Below are 14,856 nucleotides of genomic sequence, written 5' to 3'. Positions count from 1 at the left end.
CAAACAATAGCAAAGATAATGGACAGTGTCCACATCCAAGTCCGCCATGCCCGTAACCAATCGCAACGCCCTCGCCGCTAGCACTGCCAAGACTGCCAGCGCAGGCCCCGCCCCGCGCGCCACCTACCGCCATGGCGACCTGCGGCGCGCGCTGCTGGACGCCGGTGTCGAGCTGGCCCGACAGGGTGGCCCCGACGCTGTGGTGCTGCGCGAGGCCACACGCCGCGCGGGGGTGGCGCCCAACGCGGCCTATCGCCACTTTGCCAACCGCGACGATTTGCTGGCCGCCGTGCGCGCCGCCGCCGTGGCCGCTGCCGCGCACTTCATGGAGGCCGAACTGGCCCAGGTACCCTCCACCGGCACCCGCACCGAACAGGCCCACGCCAAGGTGCGCGCCGTGGGCGCAGGCTACATGCGGTTTGCGCATGCCGAAACGGGCCTGTTCCGCACCGCGTTCGGAGGCCGCTTCACCGTGCAGACCCATCCCGACCCGGCCATGGGCGGCGCCACGGGCCTGAATCCTTTTCAGCACCTGAGCGCCGCGCTGGATGACCTGGTCACCGCTGGCGCCCTGCCAGCCGAGCGCCGCCCCGGCGCGGAGTACCTGGCATGGTCCACCGTGCACGGTATGGCGCTGCTCAGCATCGACGGGCCACTGCGCGGCACGCCGCAGCCCCTACTGGACGGGCTGGGGCAGCGGCTGCTGGACATGGTGGAGCGGGGGATTTAGACCCGCGCCGGATGGCAGGTGCAGTGCCCACGCCGCCACAGGCCTGCAAGATGTGCACCCTGCACAGCCTGGCGCCACACCCACTGCGCGTACACCGTCGTGCGGGTGCCAAAAAACCCGCTCAGCAACACGCTGGGGGTGTGGTTCACCACTTCATGCCACCAGCGCGCGGGCACATAGAGCACGTCCCCGGGCTCCAGGTCCACCACCCAGGCGTCGCCTGCAACCACACCTCGGTCCACCACGGCATCAGCATTCAGTGAAGCCAGGGCCGCCCAGCGGTCATGCTTGGCGGCAACGGCACCCAGCCGCTCCACCGCCCCGGGGCGCAGCAGATAAAAGCGCTTGCGCCCCACCAGTTGCACGGCAAGGTTGTCGAGGTAGTCGTGGTGCAAGCCCGTTCTGGCCTCTGCGGGGCCGATCCAGGTCTGGGCATCGTGCAGTGCCCCCGGCGGAAACAGCTCCTGCGGACGCACATCGGCGCGCAGCGTGGGAAAGGCACCCAGAAGGTTGAACTCCTTGAGGTACAGCGGCGCCTCACCGGCGGTGGCGGGGCCTTGCAGGGACTGGAGATAAGCGCCCAGAGTGGAAGGCTGGAACACGGTGGCGCCCAGCTCGCGGTTGCCCTGCACCAGCCGCACGGGCAGGTCGGGGGCCAGCGCCCCCAGGCGCTCCCAGGTCCACTGCGCCACTGCGGGCCAATGGGCCGCGCGCTGGCGCAACACACAGGGCTCGCGGCGGCCGACGGCCTCGGCCACGGAAGCTACCTGCGCGCCCAGCGGCTCCCACGCGCTTTCATGGTCTGCCATCACAGCACCCTGGCCATGCAGCGTTGCATCCCCCGCAACCAGGGCAGCGGCACATGGCGCCACAGCGGCGCCAGGGACGACAACGGGATGCGCCCCCGCACCACCACCCCGTAGTCCAGCGACGCGGCATGCGGAAAGTAGTCTGGCTTGCAGGCCACGATGGTCTTGAAGCCCTTTTGCCAGTAGTAGCGCAGCTGCGGGTCTTGCGGCATGCCCCGGCGGGTGGCGTAGACATACGACTCCACCGGGGCATGGGTCTCGCTCCTGCGCCAGCGGGCCAGGCCCGGCACGGGCGAGCCCAGGTAAATCTGGCGCCAGCCAGCCTTCAGCGCACGCGGCCAGAAGAACGCAAAGATCGCCTCCACCCCTTGCGGGCTGACGCTGCTCAGACTGATGCCAAACAGGTCACGGCTGGGCTGTGCCCCGTCCTGGCTTCCAACCTCCGCGCAATCGGCCCAGGTGCGGGCGCTTTGCAACTGTGCCGCTGAAATGGGCTTGAGGAACAGCGAGGCCAGCGCCTCGCCCGTGCGCGGGCAGAACGCCCCCATGCACAGCTGCGGGTGGGCCGCGATGCGTTGCGCCATGGCCTGCGCGCTGGCGGCCTGGTCGTCGCTCCACTTCCGGTGCTCCAGCACCAGCAGGCGGGGAATGTCGCGGGCCTTCAGCGGGCGCACTTCGATGCGGGTCTTCTCTGCGTTTCGGCCCGCGTGCGGCGCAGGCACCAGGCGGTGCAGCGGCAGCCCGTAGCCCAGCCACCCCACCGCCATGCGGGCCAGGCCCATGCCCTGCCGCAGCACAAACTCCGCCGCAGACCGGACACCACCCCCCCAGGTCAACCGGCCCTGCGCGCGATCTGTCTGAAAGAAGTCCCAGGTGTGGCGCGCCACATCGCCCAGCAATATCAGGGACGCCAGCACATACAGCCCCAATCGGCGCCCATAGCCCACCTGGCCCACCTCATTGAGAAGGCGCAGCGCCACGCCATGGTGCGCCACCTCTTCTTCGCAGTGCCAGCGCCACAGGCTGGACTGGCGGCACGCGTTGTGAACCAGCCAGCCCTCGCCGCGCAGTGCCTGGCGCGAGATCAGCGCTGTCAGGTATTCCAGCGCCGCCGCCAGGGCCAGGCGCTCCTTCCAGGCCAGGGCCTGCTCCAGGCCCTGCACGGCGCGCTCGATGCGCGCCTCCAGGGCCACGGCGTTGTAGCCCTGGGCCGCCAACTGCGTGTTGTACAAGCGGTGCGCGCGCTGGTGGGCGCGCTCCTCGCGCACGAACTGGGCCACCTCTTCCTGCAAAGGTGCCCCTTCGGGCAGGCGCGTGGCAGCGTCTTCCATCGCCCGAATCACAAACTGCTCCCCGGAGGGCAGCAGCAGCGAAAACGCATTGAACAAATACGAACGAAAGGGGGTCTGGTTCCAGAACCGCTCGGACGCCCCCGACACCACCATCACTGTTTGCATCACCGCAGGCCATTGTTAAAGCCTGTCGAAGGTAGTGGGGGCACGTGTCGCGCATGTGACACCTCCAACACCACCCAACCGGCAGGGCGGCTGCAGTGGCAGGGCACGGTCTGCGTTGAAGTGCCTGCTCAGTTTTAGAAGATTTTTAGGCCCTAGCGCTTATCTACATTGCGCAAACAGCTACAACTTTAATAGCAATTCCCTACAACCCAGATCACGGCAATCCATACAGGCGCGCCGTGGCCACCACCCGCTCCATGAGCGCGCGGCGCAACGCCGCAGGCCGCAGCACCTCCACCTGCGGAGACAGCCGCATGAGTTGCCCGCAGGCGTGTTCCACCGACTCAATGGGAATGGTCACGGCCACGCGCCCATCCTTGCGGCGGGGCGGCGGGGCCGCAGCCACCGCGCGGGCCACGGCGCTGCTGAGCGCGCGCAGGCCCTTGAGCCCGGCCGGTGTGGCCAGCAACGCCGCCTCGCCGGTGTAGATCCCTGCTTCAAAACGCTGGATCGACTGCGCCCAATAGCTGGCCAGGTCAAACCGCGCCGGGCGGCGCACGGGTGTGGCCAGCGCCGTGGCAGCCCGGATGTTCGACACGCGGTAGGTGCGCGGTCCGCCTTCTGCCGTACCCGCAGGCCCTGCCACCAGGTACCAGACACCCGCCTTGAGCACCAGCCCCAGCGGGCTCACCGTACGCTCCACCGTGTCAGCCCAGCTCTCGTAGCGCATCGCGATCTGGTGACCGCTCCACACCGCAGCGGCCACGGTGGGCAGGTGGGGCGTGGGGTCGCTCTCGCGGTACCAGTCCACCGGGTCCAGGTGCAGGCGGGTGCTCACGCGCTGGGCGTCTTCGCGCCACGAAGCGGGCAGCGACGACAAAAGCTTCAGCCGCGCGCCCTCCACATCGCCGCCCAGCCCCAGGTCCTGCGCGGGGCCGGGCAGGCCGCTCAAGAACACGGCCTGCGCCTCGGAAGGCGTGAGCCCGGTGAGCGTGGTCTTCCAGCCTGGCAGCAGCGCAAAGCCACCGTTGCGCCCACGCTCGGCATAGATGGGCACACCGGCCGCGCTGAGCTGGTCCACATCGCGGTACAGCGTGCGCACGGAGACCTCCAGCGCCTCGGCCAGCGCCTGCGCACTCATGCGGCCCTGGGTTTCGAGCAGCATCTGAAGGGACAACAGGCGGCTGGCGCGCATGGGCAGGCAGGTTGTGCGGGGTAACGGGGGGGGTACTAGGGTGAAGGCGAAAGATAGCGCAATACCTGCCATAGGTTGGCAGGTATTGCGGCGCAGACTCCGATCATGAGCTTGTCTTACCCCCACAAACCCGGAGCCCGCATGCCCACCGCCGACCACCACCCCATCGTCGAACTGCGCCAATACACCCTGCACCCAGGGCAGCGCGACGCGCTGATCGACCTCTTCGACCGCGAGTTCGTTGAAACACAGGAGGCCCATGGCATGCGCGTGCTGGGCCAGTTCCGCGACCTCGATCAGCCCGACCTGTTTGTCTGGCTGCGCGGCTTTGCCGACATGGACTCACGCCGCCGCGCACTCGAAGCCTTCTACGGCGGCCCCGTGTGGGCGGCGCACCGCGCTGCCGCCAACGCCACCATGATCGACTCTGACAACGTGCTGCTGCTACGCCCCGCGTGGCCCGGGGCGGCGTCCACGTTGCCGCAACACGCCCGGCCCGCGCCGGGCGCCACAGGCACTGCGGCGGGTGTGCTGGACGCCACCGTGTTCTATCTGCACGAGCCCGCCACCCCGGCCTTGCTGGACTATTGCCGCCACCGCATGGCCCCCACGCTGCAGCGCGGCGGCGCGCGCCAGGTGGCGTGGTACAGCACCGAAGCCAGCCCCAACACCTTTCCCCGCCTGCCGGTGCGCGCGGGCGAGCATGTGCTGCTGGGGCTGGCGCTGTTTGGCGATGCAGCGGCGCTGCAGTCCTTTGCCAACAGCGGCGCCTGGGCGCAGGACGTAGCCCCGGGCCTTGCCCCCTGGCTGGCCCGGGCGCCCGAGACGCACCGGCTGCAGCCCACAGCGCGCTCGGCGTTGCATGCCTGATCGCAAAGGAGAAGAGCCCATGTCCACACCCGCCTCCCTGCTGCTGTACGGCGCCGCAGGTTCCGGCCACTCGTACAAGGTTCGGTCGCTGCTTTTACTGACTGCCACCCCGCACCGCTACCAGCCGATTGCGCTCGATACGCCCCGGGTCGAGCGCCCCGCGGACTTTGTGGCAGCCAGCCACTTCGGTGAAGTGCCGGTCCTCGTCGATGGCGGCACCGCCTATTGCCAATCCAATGCCATCCTGCTCCATCTGGCGCAGCGCACCCGCGCGTTCTGTGGCGCTGCGGCGGAAGGGAGCGCCATCCTGGAATGGCTTTTCTGGGAGACGAACCGCATTGGCTTCAGCGTGCCCAACCTGCGCTTTGCAATGCGCTGGGCGCCACAGCCTGGCGAGGTTCTGACCTACCTGCGCGCACGCGCCATCGCAGACTTGACCACGCTGAACGAAACACTCGCAAGCTCGGAGTTCCTGGTGCCTTCCGGCCCCAGCATCGCAGACCTCGCCTGCTCGGCCTATCTCTTCTGGCTGCCCGAAGCGGGCCTCGCCGCCGAAGACTTCCCCTGCGTGTCGCGCTGGCTGAATGCTCTGCGTGCCCTGCCCGGCTGGGTTCATCCCAACGAAGCCATGGCTTCGTCCTGATCCTTCATCCCCCTCACGAACCCCCATCACCACACACCATGCAAAACTCCACCACAACCCCCACCACTGGCAACAACGCCGCCCGCGACTTCGACTTCCTCATGGGCTCCTGGCACATCCGCAACACCCGCCTGGTGCGCCGCCTGGCCGGCTGCACCGACTGGGAGACCTTTGACGCCACCGGCACCGCGCGGCCGCTGCCCGGCGGCATCGGCAACTGCGACGACTTCATCCCAGCCACCTGGAAGCCCGGCTTTGTGGGCATGGCGCTGCGCGTGTTCAACCCTGAGGCACAGCGCTGGAGCATCTATTGGCTCGACAACACCACCGGCGGCGTGGACCCAGCCACCGGGCTGCTGCATCCGCCCGTGGTGGGCGGGTTTCGCGATGGCGTGGGCATCTTCGAAGGCCAGGAGAACTTCGAGGGCCGCCCCGTGCGCGTGCGCTTTGAGTGGTCGCAGATGCACACCGGCGCACCGCGCTGGCAGCAGGCTTTTTCGGACGACGGTGGGGCCACCTGGGAAGTCAACTGGGTGATGGAGTTTGCGCGGCCGGTGTGAGGCCCTGCACACCATTGCAGGGGTGGGCGGCTGGCACGGCATCCGCCATTCCATCCAACCACACCATCGCCACTGATTGAGAGCAAAAATAGCATCCAGCGCTTAGCCTATAAGCGCTAACAGCTATTAAATCAGGAGCTTTTATCCAGCAGACAGCGCCTGGGCCTCCTCACGCTCCTGCACCGGAAAATCCGTGGACGCCGCTACGGCCCGCCACTGCGCGGTCTCTTGCGCCACGAAGGCATGCGTGTCGGCAATGGTCTGCAGCGTGTCGGTGCCCAGTGGCAGGCGCAGCGGCGGTGTGGGGCTGGCCACCAGCTTCATCACGGCCTGGGCCAGGCGCACGGGGTCGCCAGGCTGGTTCAGGTTGATGCGGCGCGCAGCCTCGCGCACGGCGCCAGCGCTGGCGGCGTAGTCGTCCAGCACACGTGGCGCCACGGCCAGCGAGGCACCATCAAGGAACTCGGTGCGGAAGTACCCGGGCTGCACCGCCGTGGCATGGATGCCCAGCGGGGCCAGCTCGGCATGCAGCGCCTCGGTCAGGCCTTCCACCGCGAACTTGGTGGCGCAGTACACGCCAAAACCGGCACTGGAGCGCACGCCACCCAGCGACGAGATGTTGATCACGTGCCCTGCGCGGCGCGCGCGCATGGCGGGCAGCACGGCCCGGGTCACATGCAGCAGGCCGAACACGTTGGTGTCGAACAGTCGCAGCACTTCGTCGGCGGTGGATTCCTCGACCGCGCCCAGCAGGCCGTAGCCCGCGTTGTTGACCAGCACGTCGATGCGGCCAAAGCGCTCCAGCGCGGCGCCCACAGCGTGGCGGGCCTGGGCTTCGTCGGTCACGTCGAGCGCCACAGGCAACAGTGCGTCGCTGGGGCCCAGGCGCTTTTCAATCGACGCGGCATCGCGGGCCGTGGCGACCACAGCGTCGCCCTGGGCGAGCGCCGCCTCGGCAATGCGGGCGCCAATGCCGCGCGAGGCGCCGGTAATCATCCAGACGCGGGGGAAGGAGGAAGGGAGAGCAGTCGAAGCCGTCATGGCGGAAGTCCTTGAAAGGGATTGAAAGCGGGGTTCTGGCAAACGCAGCACGCTGAGATGCAAAGGCGCGGCCATGGAGGTGAACTGTAGGCAGACCATTGCCATCGCACTAGCCCATAATTGCTGACTTCATTCACAAGTAAAACTTGTCAATACCTCGGAACGGACACCATGGCCATCAATGAACTGCGTGCCATTGCCACGTTTGCCAAAGCCGCCGAGCTGGGCAGCCTGCGGCAGGCCGCCTCGGCCCAGGGCATCACCCCGCAGGCCGCCAGCCTGGCGCTGGGGCAGCTCGAATCGCACCTGGGCGTGCGGCTGTTCCACCGCACCACGCGCAGCCTGAGCCTGACCGAGGAGGGGCGCCAGTTTCTGGAGGCCGCGCAGCCGGGCCTCGCGACCCTGCAGCGGGCGGTGCACGGCGCGAGGCGCGGGCGCGAGGAGATTGCGGGGCCGCTGCGCATCGTGGCACCACGCTCCATCATGCTGGAGTTGGTCTGGCCCGTGCTCGACGTGTTCTGCCGCCGCTATCCGCTGGTGGAGCCCGATGTGCAGCTGGACGACCGCATCGGCAATTGGGTGGAGGACCGGGTGGACGTTGGTTTCCGCTCGGGCTACCCGCCCGAGGGCGGCGTGATTGCGCGGCGCCTGATGGCGCTGCAGCTGGTGGTGTGCGCCACGCCGGACTACCTGGCCCGCCATGGCACACCCACCCGCATCGAAGACCTGGCGCAGCACCGCTGCAGCGGGTTTCGCCACCCCACCACCGGCAAGCCCATGCCGTGGGAGTTTCAGGTGGGCGATGACATCGTGGCCCATGCCATACCGCCAGCGTTCTGCGTCAACGACATCGAGCTGGAAGCGCGCGCGGTGCTGGGCGGCCACGCCATCGGCCAGCTTGTCGGCGTGACGGCGGCGCCACTGGTGCGCAGCGGGCAACTGGTGCCCGTGCTGACCGAATTCGTGCCCCAGCACCTGGGCCTGTACGTGTACTACGGCAGCCGGGCGGCGCAGCCGGCCCGCGCGCGCGCCTTTATCGATCTGGCGGTGGAGATGCTGGCCGACAACCCGGCGTTCGGGCTGAGCGTGCAGGAGCTGCGGGGCCCGGCTCCAAAGCCCCGGCGACGCAAAGCTTCGGCCACCTGAACGGGCTCCGGCCGCCGATGGCTGCCGTGTGCGCCCGCCGCGTTGGCGCACAGCGTTTTCGCCCGGGAAAGGGGCGATTGCGGGTCATATCGCAAACAGTCCGTTGCGGAGAAGGGTATTTATCGGTGTGGTCGCACGCCCTACAGTGACTTGACTGCCCGAGAGGGCGAAAGCAACGCACCGGATTCACCCATGACCACCTTCTCTGCCACGGTCCAGACACACATCAAGGCCTCCCCGGCACTGGCGTTCCAGCACATCGCGCCCATTGACCCGCGCGCCCTGTTCACCGGCTACGGGCCTTTGCCCGCAGTGATCGGCACGCGCGACCAGACGGGCGCCTGGGACACGCCGGGGCAGACGCGCACCGTGGCGCTGTCCGACGGCAGCGTGGCCGAAGAAAGGCTCAAGCACTACCACCCGGCGCAGTACTTCAGCTACACCGTCAGCGGCTTCACCGGGGCACTGCGCTGGCTGGCCACCGGGGCCAATGGGGCCTGGTGGTTTGACCCGCAGGCGGGTGGCACGCAGACCACGGTGCGCTGGCGCCACGCGTTTCATCCCCGCTCCAAATGGGCCGCGCCGGTGCTCTGGCTGCTGGCCAACGTGCTGTGGCGCGGCTACATGCGCAAGGCGCTGCGGCTGGCCAAGATGCAGATCGAGACCCCACTGCGTGCGCCCGGAGGCCCAGCGATTTCAGCCTGAGGCGGCCCTCATCCGACCCGACGACTGCCCACCACGGCTCAGTTGCTTTTGGCTTCGAAGAATGGCGTGCCCTGAATGGCCGACGGGCTGACGGTAAACGTTCTCAGGGGCTCCAGGGGCGGGGTCTCGCCTTGCTTCGGCGCAGGGCGCGGGGCGCCAGGATTCAGCGCGGGGGCTATGCAACCCGTGCGCACCGTTTGCACCACTTCAGGGTCCAGCGCCCGGCGTTTGCCCAGGCGGCTGCCTGACAGAAACAGCATGTCCCCTTTCAGCTCGGCCCGCTGGCTCATCAGCGGCAAGGCCTGCAGCGGATCAAACCCCACACGCACTGAATTGGCACCGTCCAGCCGGTACTGCACCACCTTCACGACCGCTGGCTTGCCCGGGGCTTCCTCCACCACGTCGCCCAGGTAGAAGTAGCGCACGGCCTCTGCAGGCAGTGGGGGCAGCGGGTAGTTTTCAGACCAGCTGCTGTGGTCCGGGCCAAACAGCGGGCGCAGCGTGGCCGGGGCCTTGTCATCCGCCGACACCGCAAACACCGGCGCGCGGGCACTGGACAGCGTGGGGCCGTGGAAGTCGAACTCCACCATGGCGCCCAGCGCTGCCACCTTGCGGGCGTAGGCCGGGAACAAGGTCTGGTCCTGCCGCACCTGCTGTAGCCGGACTCCGCTGCCTTCCGCCTTCCAGCGGCCCGCCATCAGCATGTCCAGCACCCCACCCGTCACCGCAAAACAAAAGGTGTTGTCGTCCAGCAGCGCCAGTTGCGTGATCGTGTCCACGGAACGCCCCCGGTATTCGCCCACATAGACCGACTCGGCGGGCGTGGCGGCGTGCAGGGAGACGCTGACCGTCAGCGCGGCCAACGCTGCTGCAGGGGCGCAGGCATTGCGCAAAGTGCGGAGGGTGAGGTTCACAAAAGGGTCCCAGGTGGAAGGGTGGGCCACTATATCGCCCTGGGCGCAACCCGCGCGCGCAACGCCACCCACCAGCACAAAACCCAAAGAGCCCCGAGCTACCTTGGCTCAGGCAGCAAACCCGCCATCGATGAGCAGGCTGGCCCCGGTCACCATGCCCGACTCCGGCCCCGCCAGATAGGCCACCATGCCCGCGATCTCGTCGGGGTGGGCATGGCGGCCGAGCGCCATCATGCCGTGCATGTTGCTGGCCAGGGGGCCGTCGGCGGGGTTCATGTCGGTGTTGACCGGGCCGGGTTGCACGTTGTTCACCGTGATGCCACGCGGCCCCAGGTCGCGCGCCAGGCCCTTGGTGAGGCCCACGATGGCGGCCTTGCTCATGCCATACACGCTGAAGCCTGCCCATGGCACACGGTCGGAATTGGTGCTGCCGATGGTGATGACGCGGCCATAGGCACCGCCCTGGCCCATGTGGCGCACGGCAGCCTGCGTGGCCACAAACACCGCGCGCACGTTCACGTTGAGCGTGTGGTCGAAATCGGCGAGGGCAAAGCTGTCGATCTCGCCCGCCACCGCCACGCCGGCATTGTTGACGAGGATGTCGAGGCGGCCCAGCGTGCGCGCGGCCGTGTCGATGGCCTGCGTGAGGACGGCGGCGTCTGCACTGTCGGCACGCAGCGCCAGGGCCTTGCCTCCGGCAGCTTCAATAACCGCCACCAGCGCCTGCGCCGGGGCTTCGGAGCTGCTGTAGGTGAAGGCCACGGCCGCTCCGTCGCGCGCCAGGCGCTGGACGATGGCGGCGCCGATGCCACGCGCGCCGCCGGTGACAAAGGCCACCTTGCCCGCCAACAGGCGTGACGCGCTGGCAGGCAGCGTGGTGGGGGCGGATGTATCGGGCACAGAAGACATGGTGTTTTTCCTAAAAAATCAGACGGTTGAAAAGGTTCTTCACGGAACCAGGAACACCTGCAGTTTCAGAAAAACATTGCTTTGCGGGTAGCCATGAATGGGCTGGATCTATTTCAACCTGCAGTTGAAAATGCAAACCATGCAACCCCTGAGCCACCTCGAATCGTTCGTCAAATCCGCCGAGTGCGGCAGCTTCTCGGCCGCCGCGCGGCTCATGGGCCTGACGCCTGCCGCCGTGAGCAAGAACGTCGCGCGGCTGGAGGCAGGCCTGGGCGTGCGGCTGTTCCAGCGCAGCACGCGGCGCCTCACGCTCACCGAAGGCGGGCAGCGCCTGCTGGCGCAGATCAGCCCGCCGCTGACCGCGCTGGCCGATGCGGTGGACCACGCGGCCGAGGCCGAGCAGCAGCCTGCGGGCACGCTCAAGGTGAGCATGGGCCAGGCTTTTGGCCGTGCCTACATCGTGCCGCTGCTCACCGAGTTTTTGCAGCGCTACCCGGCCATCCAGCCCGACTGGCGCTTTGAGAACCGCCAGGTGGATCTGATCGGCGAGGGCTTTGACGCCGGCATTGGCGGCGGCCTGAACCTGAACCCCGACATGGTGGCGCGCACGCTGGGGCCGATCCACCTGGTGGTGGTGGCCGCCCCCGCGCTGCTGCAGGGCCGCAAGGCGCCGCGCCACCCGGCAGACCTGGCGCAGTGGGACGGCATTGCGCGCCGCGCCATCCGCACGGGGCGCGTGCCGGTGACCACACTGCGCAACAAGGCGGGCGACGCTGCAGCGGCAGTGTTCCGCCCCCGCATCGTGTTCGACGACCCCGAGGCCATGTGCCAGGCCGCGCTGATGGGCCTGGGCCTGGCCGTGCTGCCCATGCCGTTCGCGCAGCCCTGGCTGGCACGCGGCGACCTGGTGCGGGTGCTGCCCGGCTGGTGGGCGGATGCAGGGCCGACATCGCTGTACTACCCCAGCAAAAAGCTGCTGCCAGCGCGCACGCGGGTGTTTGTGGATTTTGTGGTGGAGCAGTTCGCGCTGCGCGGGTTTGCGCAGCGGGTGCGGGGCGATTGAGCGCAAGCCCCTGCGCGAGACTGACCTGCGCAACCCTCGGCCCAGCCTTGGTGGGAGAGGGCGGGGAGAGGGAGAACAAGCGCGGCGCCCCCGAAGCCCCGTCTCCCCCACCCGCTCCCGCGAGGGGAAAGGGAGTTAACCCCGGCGCTGCGGCGATGGAAGGCGGCCGTGCCCAGCGGGCGTCATGGCTGCTTGCCCACAAACGCCACGGTGAGCCCCTTGGCCGTCACCGTGATGGGCCCGGGCTGCAATCCCAGGCCGTCGAACATGGCGGTGTCCTGCGGGCGCAGCTGGTGCAAGGTGACTTCGCGCAGGGATTGTTCGGCCAGCACGGGGGCATAGGCATTGATCAGTTCGGTGACGGCCGGTTTGAGCGTGGGGAAATCCAGCCGCCCCAGCCTGATCTGGTGGGCGCGCAGCGTGCGGTCACTGGCTTCATAGCGCAACGCAAACTCCACATCGAACGTGCCCGCGTGGCTGCGCCGCAGCGCAGCGCCCGCCGCGTCCACCGCCATGACGGCGCCCAGGCGATTGACCTCAGGCAGCAGGCGCAGGCGCGGGGGTTGCAGGGTGAGATCGAACAGGCCTTGCACCGGCACACTGCGCGGGAACTTCGTGGCCACCATCTCCTGCAGCTGCGCGAGCGGCACGGTGTAGCTGGGCTGGGCCCACGCGGCACGCCCTGCCAGCAGCAAAGCGGCGGCGCCCAGGGCCAGGCGGCTGCCGGTGGTTCTCAGAAATCGTCTGCGGTGCAGCATGAGGCTATCTCCTTGATAGGCCTGTGTGACACGCACGAGATGAAAAGGTGCCCCATTTGTGGGCCATGGCTGTGTATCCGTTCGCACAGCCCTGCAAGCCGTTCCCAGCCATGGGTTGGAACCCAAAATGACCGCTGGCGCTTATCCAACAAGCGCTGACCTCTCTCCATGGAGATGCGATTGCTTATCGCCCCACCACCGACCAGCCTGCCTTCTGGTTGCCCTTGTCGTTCTCATACTCCCACGCCGTGCCGCAGCGGTCGCACACATAGCGGGTGATGGTGACGGAGCCCGTCTCGCGGTCTTCCTTGCGGTTGCCGCGCTGCACCAGCTCGGCGTGGCCCGGCGCCTTGCGCCAGTTGCGCTGGATGCCCTGGCAGGGCTCGCACAGCGCCATGGGTTTGAGTTCGTTCTGTCGGGCCAGGTCTTTGGTCATGGGGTGTCAGCCGTCGTGGGCCGGTGTGGGTGGGTTTGTCTGCTGCGGGGCGGCTACTGTAAGGCACCTGCGGGTGCAAAGACACAGCATGATGGCTGAACTACAAGCAAAATCAGCCTCTAGCGCTTGATAGACAAGCATAACCAGCTATCAAATCAGGAGTTGCCTTGGCCCATCACCAGCGCCTTGGCCATGCGCGCGTTGTGCAGCACCACGCCCGCGCGCTCCACCTGCTGGCGCGATTCCACCGCGAAGCCCTGCGCGGCAAAAAATGGCTCGGCGGTCAGGCTCACGTGGGCGTTCAAGTGGGTGATGCCGCGCTGCGCCGCCTGCGCATGGAGGTGTGCCATCAGCGCCCGGGCCACGCCCTGGCCTGCAAACGCCGGGGCCACAAAAAACATGTCGATGGTGCCGCTGGACTGCAGATCGGCAAACCCAGCTATCGCCCCGCCGTCTATTGCTTGCGCGATGAAGGGCTGGTTGGCCCGCATGCGCTCGGCCCATTGCGCGGCGTCGTGCTCCAACGGCGCCCAGGCGGCCAGCTGTTCGCCGGTGTAGTCCTTGCAAGCCAGGCCATGCACCGAGGCATGAAAAACGGCGCGCAACGCGGGTTCGTCGCCAGGGCAGAAGTTGCGGATGTGGAAGGAAGGCATGGCGAGCGAACTGCAGAGAAAAAAGGGGCGCGATGGTGCCACAGCGCAGCGCGGTGGAGAAATCTCAGCCCGCCGCCATGCGCAGCCTGCGCGCGGCATCTTCATCGCGTGCGTCGTCAATCTCGCGCAGCACGGCCTGCATGTCCACATCGGCATGCGTGGGCGCATAGATGCCGGTGAGCGGCGTCTCGTTGCTCAGCAGGCCGCTCTGGTACAGGCTCCAGATCTCGGGGCCGTATTGGGTGGCGCGCAGCTCGGGGGCAAACTGGCCGAAGAAGTCGCGCAGGTTGGCCACGTCGCGCAGCAGCATGCGCTGGGCGTGGTTGTTGCCCGCAGCGTCCACGGCCTGGGGCAGGTCGATGATGACGGGGCCATCGTGGCCGGCTTCTCCACCTTCTGCGCCCGGCAGGTGGGCCAGCAGGATGTTGAACTCCGACAAGTCGCCATGCACCACGCCCGCACACAGCATGCGCACCACCTCGGCCACCAGCGTGGCGTGGTGGGTGCGCGCGTCTTCGGGGGTAAAGCTCACATCGTTCAGGCGCGGGGCGGCGTCACCGTGGGCGTCGGTCACCAGCTCCATGAGCAGCACGCCGTCGTGAAAGTTGTAGGGCTGCGGCACGCGCACGCCGGCAGCGGCCAGGCGGTAGAGCGCATCGACCTCGGCGCTTTGCCAGGCGGCCTCTTGCTCTTGCCGGCCAAACTTGCTGCCCTTGGCCATGGCGCGGGCCGAGCGTGAGTTCTTGACCTTGCGGTTTTCGGTGTAGTCCACCGCCTGCCGAAAGCTGCGGTTGTTGGCCTCTTTGTAGATCTTGGCGCAGCGCGTTTCATCACCACAGCGCACCACATAGACCATGGCCTCCTTGCCGCTCATGAGCTGCCGGACCACGGTGTCGATCAGGCCTTCCTCAATGAGGGACTGCAGGCGGGGGGGAGCTTTCATCGGGTCAGTGCGGTAGAGGGGGAA

Annotated in this window: 17 protein-coding genes; 7 read left to right on the top strand and 10 right to left on the bottom strand. The window is 67.9% G+C overall.

The features are described 5' to 3' along the window. The first annotated feature begins 46 nt into the window (after positions 1-46). Positions 47-730, top strand: a complete 684-nt coding sequence (locus tag LPA35_RS12860; RefSeq protein ID WP_228897236.1) for a TetR/AcrR family transcriptional regulator — start codon at positions 47-49, stop codon at positions 728-730. Here the strand turns inward: LPA35_RS12860 and LPA35_RS12855 are convergent. The 3 genes from LPA35_RS12855 to LPA35_RS12845 form a co-directional block, all read right to left on the bottom strand. Beyond that, a complete protein-coding gene (locus LPA35_RS12855) occupies positions 727-1,539 on the bottom strand; it encodes a cupin-like domain-containing protein (protein ID WP_228897235.1) in 813 nt (270 codons plus the stop codon). The two genes, LPA35_RS12860 and LPA35_RS12855, sit on opposite strands and share 4 nt — an antisense overlap. Beyond that, positions 1,539-2,996 carry a metal-dependent hydrolase gene (locus LPA35_RS12850; RefSeq protein ID WP_228897234.1) on the bottom strand — a complete coding sequence of 486 codons (1,458 nt, stop codon included), beginning with the start codon at positions 2,994-2,996 and terminating at the stop codon, positions 1,539-1,541. The genes LPA35_RS12855 and LPA35_RS12850 overlap by 1 nt, the downstream gene beginning before the upstream one ends. A 214-nt stretch (positions 2,997-3,210) precedes the next feature. Then, on the bottom strand, positions 3,211-4,191 hold the full coding sequence (locus LPA35_RS12845; RefSeq protein ID WP_228897233.1) for a YafY family protein: 981 nt from the start codon (positions 4,189-4,191) through the stop codon (positions 3,211-3,213). Between the two features lie 141 nt (positions 4,192-4,332). Between LPA35_RS12845 and LPA35_RS12840 the strand changes: the two genes are divergently transcribed. From LPA35_RS12840 to LPA35_RS12830, 3 genes are read left to right on the top strand one after another with little or no spacing between them, the layout of a single operon-like run. After that, entirely contained in the window at positions 4,333-5,061 is a 729-nt protein-coding gene (locus LPA35_RS12840) for an NIPSNAP family protein (RefSeq protein ID WP_228897232.1), read from the top strand. Positions 5,062-5,080: 19 nt separating this feature from the next. Then, positions 5,081-5,704, top strand: coding sequence for a glutathione S-transferase family protein (locus tag LPA35_RS12835; RefSeq protein WP_228897231.1), 624 nt, complete (start codon positions 5,081-5,083; stop codon positions 5,702-5,704). Between the two features lie 38 nt (positions 5,705-5,742). Then, positions 5,743-6,264, top strand: coding sequence for a hypothetical protein (locus tag LPA35_RS12830; protein ID WP_228897230.1), 522 nt, complete (start codon positions 5,743-5,745; stop codon positions 6,262-6,264). 141 nt (positions 6,265-6,405) lie between these two features. Here the strand turns inward: LPA35_RS12830 and LPA35_RS12825 are convergent, their stop codons facing one another. Beyond that, on the bottom strand, positions 6,406-7,305 hold the full coding sequence (locus tag LPA35_RS12825) for an oxidoreductase (protein ID WP_228897229.1): 900 nt from the start codon (positions 7,303-7,305) through the stop codon (positions 6,406-6,408). A 171-nt stretch (positions 7,306-7,476) separates the two neighbouring features. On the opposite strand from LPA35_RS12825, the gene LPA35_RS12820 reads away from it, so the two are divergent. Both LPA35_RS12820 and LPA35_RS12815 read left to right on the top strand, forming a co-directional pair. After that, a complete protein-coding gene (locus LPA35_RS12820; protein ID WP_228897228.1) occupies positions 7,477-8,451 on the top strand; it encodes a LysR family transcriptional regulator in 975 nt (324 codons plus the stop codon). A gap of 192 nt (positions 8,452-8,643) precedes the next feature. Beyond that, positions 8,644-9,156 (top strand): SRPBCC family protein, encoded by a 513-nt coding sequence (locus LPA35_RS12815; protein WP_055401106.1) that lies wholly within the window; start codon positions 8,644-8,646, stop codon positions 9,154-9,156. A 38-nt stretch (positions 9,157-9,194) separates the two neighbouring features. On the opposite strand, the gene LPA35_RS12810 is transcribed toward LPA35_RS12815, so the two are convergent. Together LPA35_RS12810 and LPA35_RS12805 are read right to left on the bottom strand one after the other, a co-directional pair. Beyond that, on the bottom strand, positions 9,195-10,070 hold the full coding sequence (locus tag LPA35_RS12810; RefSeq protein ID WP_228897227.1) for a hypothetical protein: 876 nt from the start codon (positions 10,068-10,070) through the stop codon (positions 9,195-9,197). A gap of 108 nt (positions 10,071-10,178) precedes the next feature. Continuing rightward, on the bottom strand, positions 10,179-10,979 hold the full coding sequence (locus tag LPA35_RS12805; protein ID WP_228897226.1) for an SDR family oxidoreductase: 801 nt from the start codon (positions 10,977-10,979) through the stop codon (positions 10,179-10,181). A gap of 139 nt (positions 10,980-11,118) precedes the next feature. Here LPA35_RS12805 and LPA35_RS12800 point away from each other — a divergent pair, with 139 nt between their 5' ends. Next, on the top strand, positions 11,119-12,042 hold the full coding sequence (locus tag LPA35_RS12800) for a LysR family transcriptional regulator (RefSeq protein WP_121422926.1): 924 nt from the start codon (positions 11,119-11,121) through the stop codon (positions 12,040-12,042). 182 nt (positions 12,043-12,224) lie between these two features. Here the strand turns inward: LPA35_RS12800 and LPA35_RS12795 are convergent, their stop codons facing one another. The 4 genes from LPA35_RS12795 to LPA35_RS12780 form a co-directional block, all read right to left on the bottom strand. Then, the gene (locus LPA35_RS12795) at positions 12,225-12,800 is read right to left on the bottom strand and encodes a DUF1439 domain-containing protein (RefSeq protein WP_228897225.1); all 576 of its coding nucleotides are present in this window, start codon (positions 12,798-12,800) and stop codon (positions 12,225-12,227) included. Positions 12,801-12,984: 184 nt separating this feature from the next. After that, on the bottom strand, positions 12,985-13,236 hold the full coding sequence (locus tag LPA35_RS12790) for a hypothetical protein (RefSeq protein ID WP_055401112.1): 252 nt from the start codon (positions 13,234-13,236) through the stop codon (positions 12,985-12,987). A gap of 155 nt (positions 13,237-13,391) precedes the next feature. Next, positions 13,392-13,889, bottom strand: coding sequence for a GNAT family N-acetyltransferase (locus LPA35_RS12785; RefSeq protein WP_228897224.1), 498 nt, complete (start codon positions 13,887-13,889; stop codon positions 13,392-13,394). A gap of 64 nt (positions 13,890-13,953) precedes the next feature. Next, positions 13,954-14,832, bottom strand: coding sequence for a PA4780 family RIO1-like protein kinase (locus tag LPA35_RS12780; protein WP_055401116.1), 879 nt, complete (start codon positions 14,830-14,832; stop codon positions 13,954-13,956). Between the last annotated feature and the right edge of the window lie 24 nt (positions 14,833-14,856).

Origin of the sequence: Acidovorax sp. Leaf73, assembly GCF_916855635.1 — a bacterium.
Taxonomy (GTDB): domain Bacteria; phylum Pseudomonadota; class Gammaproteobacteria; order Burkholderiales; family Burkholderiaceae_C; genus Acidovorax; species Acidovorax facilis.
This window is presented reverse-complemented; position numbering and strand designations above follow the sequence as displayed.

What these genes read in the sequence shown, in the direction of transcription:
- LPA35_RS12860 (WP_228897236.1), top strand. Translation starts at nt 47, where the DNA reads ATGCCCGTAACCAATCGCAACGCCCTCGCCGCTAGCACTGCCAAGACT.
- LPA35_RS12795 (WP_228897225.1), bottom strand. Translation starts at nt 12,800, where the DNA reads ATGCTGCACCGCAGACGATTTCTGAGAACCACCGGCAGCCGCCTGGCC.
- LPA35_RS12800 (WP_121422926.1), top strand. Translation starts at nt 11,119, where the DNA reads ATGCAACCCCTGAGCCACCTCGAATCGTTCGTCAAATCCGCCGAGTGC.
- LPA35_RS12785 (WP_228897224.1), bottom strand. Translation starts at nt 13,889, where the DNA reads ATGCCTTCCTTCCACATCCGCAACTTCTGCCCTGGCGACGAACCCGCG.
- LPA35_RS12830 (WP_228897230.1), top strand. Translation starts at nt 5,743, where the DNA reads ATGCAAAACTCCACCACAACCCCCACCACTGGCAACAACGCCGCCCGC.
- LPA35_RS12820 (WP_228897228.1), top strand. Translation starts at nt 7,477, where the DNA reads ATGGCCATCAATGAACTGCGTGCCATTGCCACGTTTGCCAAAGCCGCC.
- LPA35_RS12850 (WP_228897234.1), bottom strand. Translation starts at nt 2,996, where the DNA reads ATGCAAACAGTGATGGTGGTGTCGGGGGCGTCCGAGCGGTTCTGGAAC.
- LPA35_RS12835 (WP_228897231.1), top strand. Translation starts at nt 5,081, where the DNA reads ATGTCCACACCCGCCTCCCTGCTGCTGTACGGCGCCGCAGGTTCCGGC.
- LPA35_RS12790 (WP_055401112.1), bottom strand. Translation starts at nt 13,236, where the DNA reads ATGACCAAAGACCTGGCCCGACAGAACGAACTCAAACCCATGGCGCTG.
- LPA35_RS12845 (WP_228897233.1), bottom strand. Translation starts at nt 4,191, where the DNA reads ATGCGCGCCAGCCGCCTGTTGTCCCTTCAGATGCTGCTCGAAACCCAG.
- LPA35_RS12815 (WP_055401106.1), top strand. Translation starts at nt 8,644, where the DNA reads ATGACCACCTTCTCTGCCACGGTCCAGACACACATCAAGGCCTCCCCG.
- LPA35_RS12825 (WP_228897229.1), bottom strand. Translation starts at nt 7,305, where the DNA reads ATGACGGCTTCGACTGCTCTCCCTTCCTCCTTCCCCCGCGTCTGGATG.
- LPA35_RS12805 (WP_228897226.1), bottom strand. Translation starts at nt 10,979, where the DNA reads ATGTCTTCTGTGCCCGATACATCCGCCCCCACCACGCTGCCTGCCAGC.
- LPA35_RS12780 (WP_055401116.1), bottom strand. Translation starts at nt 14,832, where the DNA reads ATGAAAGCTCCCCCCCGCCTGCAGTCCCTCATTGAGGAAGGCCTGATC.
- LPA35_RS12840 (WP_228897232.1), top strand. Translation starts at nt 4,333, where the DNA reads ATGCCCACCGCCGACCACCACCCCATCGTCGAACTGCGCCAATACACC.
- LPA35_RS12855 (WP_228897235.1), bottom strand. Translation starts at nt 1,539, where the DNA reads ATGGCAGACCATGAAAGCGCGTGGGAGCCGCTGGGCGCGCAGGTAGCT.